This is a genomic window from Methylibium sp. (assembly GCF_013817345.1).
Taxonomy (GTDB): domain Bacteria; phylum Pseudomonadota; class Gammaproteobacteria; order Burkholderiales; family Burkholderiaceae_C; genus Methylibium.
The window spans coordinates 1-6,269 of the sequence record NZ_JACDCW010000150.1; the positions used below are offsets into that span (position 1 = coordinate 1).

Genomic DNA, 6,269 nt, shown 5'->3' on the forward strand with positions numbered 1-6,269 from the left:
TCATGTAGACCTCGAGGATCTCGTCCTTGCTCAGCTGGCTCTCGATCTTGAGCGCGAGCAGGATCTCGTAGATCTTGCGGGTCAGCGTCTTCGCGGTGGGCAGGTAGAAGTTGCGCGCCACCTGCATGGTGATGGTGGAGGCGCCCTGGCTGCGCGAATCGCTCAGGTTGGCCAGACCCGCGCGAACAATGCCGATGTAGTCGACGCCGCTGTGCTCGTAGAAGCGGGCGTCCTCGATCGCCAGCACCGCCTCCTGCATGACCTTGGGAATCTGCGAGATCGGCATGAACAGACGGCGCTCTTCACCGAATTCGCCGATCAGCACTTCGTCGGCCGAGTACACGCGCATCGGCAGCTTGGGCCGGTAGTCCGTCAGGCCGCTGATCTCGGGCAGGTTCGGGTAGGCCACCGAAAGCGCGATGGCCGCGAGCGCCGCGCCTCCCAGAACCATCGCCAGTGCCACCCCGGCCAGCGCGCCGAGCGCCAGCAGCGGCCAACGCACTGCCACTGGCAGTCGGGCAAATCGGCCGGGGCCGGCACCGGACGAGGAAGAAGGCGAAGAAGGGCTCTTTCGGTCGGTCGCGCTCATGAGATTCCAGGGGATCGAAGTCGATTATAGAAATGCATTGCAGCGGGTTTTCGCCGCTCGAACGGCGACTTCCGCACGCGCTTCACGCGACGTTACAAGCCGACAGAAAAACGTCTCCGCGACCCGTGAGTTTTGCAACGCGCAGACGTTGTGCGCTGGGGAAAAAGCGTTTGGAGACAAAGCCGTTACTGCTAGCATGGAAGTAACTTATTAAGAGCCATACAGCGGCTCCAGGGAGACGGTGTGGGCTTTCTTGACGGGTTGATAGGGGGCAAGCAAGCGCCGCTCGTCGGGCTGGACATCAGCTCGTCGAGCGTCAAGCTTGTGGAGCTCGGACAGGCCGCTTCGGGCGAATACGTCTTGGAGCGTTTTGCGACCGAGAGTTTCGAAAAAGGCTGGATCGCCGACGGCCAGATCGAGAAATTCGACGAAGTCGCCGACGCCGTGCGCCGGGTGATTCAAAAGAGCGGCACGCGCACCAAGCGCGTGGCGCTGGCGATGCCGCAGTCGGCGGTGATCACCAAGAAGATCATGCTGCCGGCCGGCCTGCGCGAAGAAGAACTCGAGCTGCAGGTCGAGTCCGAAGCCAACCAATACATTCCCTTTTCGCTCGACGAAGTGAGCCTCGACTTCTGCGTGGTCGGGCCGAGTGCTGCTTCGGTCGGCGACGTCGAGGTGCTGATCGCGGCGTCCCGCAAGGACCGCGTTCAGGACCGCCAGGGCCTCGCCGAAGCGGCGGGCCTCAAGCCGGTCGTGCTCGACATCGAATCGCATGCTTCGCGGCTGGCAATGGCGCGCATCATCGGCGCGCTGCCTGGAGAAGGGCGCGATGCGCTGGTGGCGCTGTTCGAGATCGGCGCCGAAACGACCAGCCTGAAAGTGCTCCGCGACGAAGAACTGCTCTACGACCGCGATCAGGCTTTCGGCGGCTCCCAGCTCACGCAAATGATCTCGCGCCAGTACGGCTTCTCCTTCGAGGAGGCCGAGCAGAAAAAACTGGCCAGCGACCTGCCCGAGGACTACGACTCCTCCCTGCTCGCGCCCTTCGTCGACAGCCTGTCGCAGGAAATCGGCCGGGCGTTGCAGTACTTTTTCACCAGCACGCCGCACCACAAGGTCCACTACGTGATGCTGGGCGGCGGTACCGCCACCCTGCCGGGCCTCAAGGAGCGGGTCACTGAACTCACCGGCTTCGCCTCGATGGTGGTCAACCCCTTCGACGGCATGCGCCTGGGCTCGGCGGTGCGCGAGAGCAAGCTGCGCCGCGAAGCGCCGGCCTACCTGACCGCGTGCGGCCTGGCGATGCGGAGGTTCCTGTCATGATTTTGATCAATCTCCTGCCCCACCGGGAGGAGCGCCGGCAGCGCCGCAAGAAGACGTTCTATGCCGGCCTCGGCCTGGCTGCGGCCTTCGGCGTGGCCCTCGGCGCCCTGTGGTACCTCGTCTTGCAACAGCTCATCAGCACGCAGCAGGAGCGCAACGCCTATCTCACCGCCGAGATCCGCAAGCTCGAAACGCAGATCAAGGACATCGCCACGCTCAAGGCCGAGATCGAGTCGCTGAAGGCGCGCCAGCAGGCGGTCGAAGACCTGCAGACCGACCGCAACATCCCCGTGTACCTTCTCAACGAGCTGGTCAAGCAGACGCCGGAGGGCGTTTACCTGACCGCCATCAAACAGAACGAACAGGTCGTCTCCGTCACGGGCATTGCGCAGACGAACGAGCGCGTCTCGGAGTTCCTGCGCAACACCGCCTACAGCTCCGAGTGGCTGGAGAAGCCCGAGCTGGTCGAGATCAAGGCCGCCAACGTGACGACGGCCAATCGCGAACAAAAGCGTCTGTTCGACTTTTCGATCCGGGTGACGCTCAAGCGTCCGCCGACGTCTGCCGATAAATCGGCCTTGCCGGGGGCGGCGCGTGCCTCGGCACCTGCGTCCCCTGCGGCGCCGAAGCAGTTGTAAGGGGCCAGGACATGGCGACCAAGAACAAGGCGAACGTGGATCTGAACTCGGTTTTCGCCGAGTTGTCGGGGCAGTTTCGCGGCCTCAATCCCAACGAGCCGGGCCAGTGGCCCTTGCTGCCGCGGCTCGCAACGTTTGCCGCCGTGGCCCTCGCGGTGCTGATCGTCGGCTGGTTCGCGATGCTGTCGGGGACCACCGACGAGTTGCAGGCCGAGCGTGACCGCGAACCGGGCCTGAAGCAGGACTTCCGCGCCAAGCTCGGCCAAGCGGTCAACCTCGGCGAGTTGCGCAAGCAAAAAATCCAGGTGCAGGAGTACGTGACCCAGCTCGAGAAGCAGCTTCCCGGCAAGGCCGAAATGGATGCGCTGCTCTCCGACATCAACCAGGCCGGCCTGGGCCGCGGCCTGCAGTTCGAGCTGTTCCGCCCTGGCCAGGTCGCGGTCAAGGACTACTACGCCGAACTGCCCATCACCATCAAGGTGTCCGGGCGCTATCACGACATCGGCTCATTCGCAGCCGACGTGGCCAACCTCTCGCGCATCGTGACCCTGCACAACCTGACCATCACCGGCCAGCAAGGCGGCGCGAACGCTGCCTCGGCGGGCGCGGGGGGCAACCTCACCATGGACGCGCTGGCTCGCACCTACCGCTACCTCGACCCGGCCGAAGTGGAATTGCAGCGCAAGACCGAGGCGGCCAAGAAGCCGGGCGGAGCGAAGCGATGAGAACCTCGATGCAACGCCTTTGCCGCGCGGCCTGCATGGGCGCAGCGCTCGCCGGCTTGGCCGCCTGCGGCACCGAACAGGAAGAGCTGCAGGGCTGGATGGACCAGCAGCGTCGCGAAGTGCGACCCAACGTGCCGCCCCTGTTGCCGCCCAAGCGCTTCAATCCCGAACCCTACAGCCAGGCGCGCGCGGTCGAACCGTTCAGCAGTCAGAAGCTCAGCGTTGCGCTAAAGCAGGAGGCGCGCGCTCCGAACTCGCTTTTCGCCGGCGAAGTCAATCGCCGCAAGGAGCCGCTGGAAGCCTACCCGCTCGACTCGATGGCGATGGTGGGCAGCGTGGCCCGCGCCGGCCGGCCCTTCGCACTGCTGCGCGTGGACAACCTGCTCTATCAGGTGAAGGTCGGCGATTACGTCGGCCAGAACTACGGAAAGATCACCAAGATCTCCGAGACCGACGTGACGGTACGCGAGGTCGTCCAGGACGCATCGGGCGAGTGGATAGAGCGTGCCGCGGCCTTGCAACTGCAGGAGCAGGCGCGATGAAGAACATTTGGGAGACCCTGACCATGAACCAATGGCGAGCACCCGCCGTCGCGCTCGCGCTTTCCTTCACCGCGTTCAGCACGTGGGCCGAGAACGCGATCCAGTCGATCAACAGTACGCAGCAGGGCGCTGCCGATGTGGTGCGCATCGAGCTGAGTGAGCCGCTCGCCAACGCGCCCGCCGGCTTTGCCGTGCAGACGCCGCCGCGCATCGCCATCGATCTGCCGGGCGTGAGCAGCGCACTCGGCAAGAGCAGCGTCGAGATCAACCAGGGCAATCTGCGGTCGGTCAACGTGGCGCAGGCTGGTGAACGCACGCGTCTGGTGCTCAACCTCAAGCAGCCCGCCACGTACAAAGCCACGATCGAAGGCAAGACGCTGATCCTGACGGTGCAGACCACCGGCACGGCCCTGGCCGCCGGCTCGTCTCCCGCGGCGCCGGTCGTCGCGCAGACGCCGGCGGAGCCGGTGCGCTTCGCCGACAGTCTCAACGAGGCGCCGCAGGTGCTGAGCAACATCGACTTTCGGCGCGGCCAGGATGGCGCCGGCCGGGTGGTCGTCGATCTGCCGAGCAACCAGGTCGGTGTCGACATCCGCCAGCAAGGCCAGAACCTGGTGATCGAGTTTCTCAAGACCGCGCTGCCCGAAAGCCTGCGGCGCCGGCTCGACGTGACCGACTTCGGCACACCGGTGCGCACCATCTCCAGCTTCCAGAGCGGCGACCGTGTGCGCATGGTGATCGAGCCCACCGGCGTGTGGGAGCACAGCGCCTACCAGACCGACAACCAGTTCGTGCTGGAAGTGCGGCCGCAGAAGGTCGATCCCAACAAGCTGACGCAAGGGCCGGGCTATGCCGGCGAGAAACTGTCGCTCAACTTCCAGAGCATCGAGGTGCGCGCGCTGCTGCAGGTGATTGCCGACTTCACCAACTTCAACGTCGTGACCAGCGACACCGTGACCGGCAATGTGACCTTGCGGCTCAAGGACGTGCCCTGGGATCAGGCGCTCGACATCATCCTGCAGGCCAAGGGCCTGGGCGTGCGCAAGACCGGCAACGTGCTGTGGATTGCGCCGAAGGACGAGATCGCGACCAAGGAAAAACTCGAACTCGAATCGAAGGCGCAGATCGCCGCGCTCGAGCCGGTGCGCCAGCAGGCTTTCCAGCTGAACTACACCAAGGCTGAAGAGGTGGCGCGCGGTCTGACCGGCCAGCTCAGCGGGCAGGGCGGCGGCGGCGGAGGCGGGGGCAGTGATGCGGCCGGCGGCAGCAACAACGGCCGTGTTCTGTCGAACCGCGGCAGCGTGGTCTATGAGACCCGCACCAACCAGCTGTTCGTGAGCGACACGCCGACCAAGCTGGAGGAGATCGCGCAGATGATCGCGCGCATCGACATCCCGGTGCGGCAGGTGCTGATCGAAGCGCGCATCGTCGAGGCGACGGATACCTTCGGCCGCTCGCTCGGTGTGAAGCTGGGCACGTCGTCGGCGCCGGGCGGCCGGGTGGCGGTGGGCGGCAACTATCTCGGCATCGGCAGCTCGACCGGCCAGGCGCCGCCCATAAACAACATCGGTGAGACGCTGGGCGAGCCCTCGCCGAACAGCTACTTCGTCAACCTGCCTGCCGTGGGGCAGGGCGGCTACGACGCGGCGACGTTCGCGGTGTCCTTGTTCAGCTCGGCGATGAACCGCTTCCTGAACCTGGAAATCTCGGCTCTGGAAGCCGACGGCAAGGGCAAGATCATCTCCAGCCCGCGGGTGATCACGGCCGACCAGGTCAAGGCGCTCATCGAGCAGGGCACCGAGATCCCGTACCAGACCGCAACCTCGAGCGGCGCCACGGCGATCCAGTTCCGCAAGGCGACGCTGAAGCTCGAAGTCACGCCGCAGATCACGCCGGAGGGCAACATCATCCTCGACGTCGACGTGAACAAGGACAGCGTGGGCGCGCAGACCGCCTCCGGCATCCTGATCAACACCAAGCACGTGAAGACGCAGGTGCTGGTCGACAACGGCGGCACCGTGGTGATCGGCGGCATCTACGAGCAGACCGAGCAGGTCGATGAAACGAAGGTTCCTTTCCTGGGCGATGTGCCGGGCCTGGGCGTGCTCTTCCGCTCGAAGACACGCACGACGAACAAGAACGAGTTGCTGATCTTCCTCACGCCCAAGGTCGTGACCGACCGGACCGGCGCTCGCTGACCTGCTGGCTTGGCGGCATCCCAGACGATCGTCTTCGTCGGACTCCCCGGCTCCGGGAAGTCCTCCGTGGGTCGGCAACTCGCCCGCCGCCTCGGCGCGGCGTTCACCGACTCCGACACGGTGATCGAACAGCGGATCGGCGAGCCGATCCGCTGTTTTTTCGAGCGCGAAGGCGAGGCGCGCTTTCGTGACGTGGAGCAGGCCGTCATCGCGGAGCTCTGTGCCAAGGCAAACACCGAAGGCGTGCTGGCCAC

At 65.3% G+C, this 6,269-nt stretch carries 7 protein-coding genes; 6 read left to right on the forward strand and 1 reads right to left on the reverse strand.

All coding sequences use genetic code 11. The features are described 5' to 3' along the window. Window positions 1-451: transglycosylase domain-containing protein (locus tag H0W40_RS18520; protein ID WP_292449215.1), on the reverse strand; the 451-nt coding region annotated here is incomplete at its 3' end. Between the two features lie 381 nt (window positions 452-832). Here H0W40_RS18520 and H0W40_RS18525 point away from each other — a divergent pair. From H0W40_RS18525 to H0W40_RS18550, 6 genes are all read left to right on the forward strand, one after another. After that, the gene (locus H0W40_RS18525; protein ID WP_292449204.1) at window positions 833-1,912 is read left to right on the forward strand and encodes a pilus assembly protein PilM; all 1,080 of its coding nucleotides are present in this window, start codon (window positions 833-835) and stop codon (window positions 1,910-1,912) included. Further along, window positions 1,909-2,550, forward strand: coding sequence for a PilN domain-containing protein (locus tag H0W40_RS18530; protein ID WP_292449205.1), 642 nt, complete (start codon window positions 1,909-1,911; stop codon window positions 2,548-2,550). The genes H0W40_RS18525 and H0W40_RS18530 overlap by 4 nt, the downstream gene beginning before the upstream one ends. Before the next feature lie 11 nt (window positions 2,551-2,561). Next, window positions 2,562-3,275, forward strand: coding sequence for a type 4a pilus biogenesis protein PilO (locus H0W40_RS18535; protein WP_292449207.1), 714 nt, complete (start codon window positions 2,562-2,564; stop codon window positions 3,273-3,275). Window positions 3,276-3,283: 8 nt separating this feature from the next. Next, a complete protein-coding gene (locus H0W40_RS18540; RefSeq protein WP_292449209.1) occupies window positions 3,284-3,817 on the forward strand; it encodes a pilus assembly protein PilP in 534 nt (177 codons plus the stop codon). Then, window positions 3,814-6,015: a type IV pilus secretin PilQ gene (pilQ, locus tag H0W40_RS18545; RefSeq protein WP_292449211.1), complete on the forward strand. Its 2,202-nt coding sequence runs from the start codon at window positions 3,814-3,816 to the stop codon at window positions 6,013-6,015. Before H0W40_RS18540 ends, pilQ begins: the two co-directional genes overlap by 4 nt. Before the next feature lie 9 nt (window positions 6,016-6,024). Next, window positions 6,025-6,269, forward strand: a 245-nt coding sequence (locus H0W40_RS18550) for a shikimate kinase (protein WP_292449213.1), incomplete at its 3' end; no start/stop codon positions are given.

Coding starts and splice junctions, on each gene's coding strand:
- H0W40_RS18530 (WP_292449205.1), top strand. CDS start 1,909: ATGATTTTGATCAATCTCCTGCCCCACCGGGAGGAGCGCCGGCAGCGC.
- H0W40_RS18535 (WP_292449207.1), top strand. CDS start 2,562: ATGGCGACCAAGAACAAGGCGAACGTGGATCTGAACTCGGTTTTCGCC.
- H0W40_RS18540 (WP_292449209.1), top strand. CDS start 3,284: ATGCAACGCCTTTGCCGCGCGGCCTGCATGGGCGCAGCGCTCGCCGGC.
- pilQ (WP_292449211.1), top strand. CDS start 3,814: ATGAAGAACATTTGGGAGACCCTGACCATGAACCAATGGCGAGCACCC.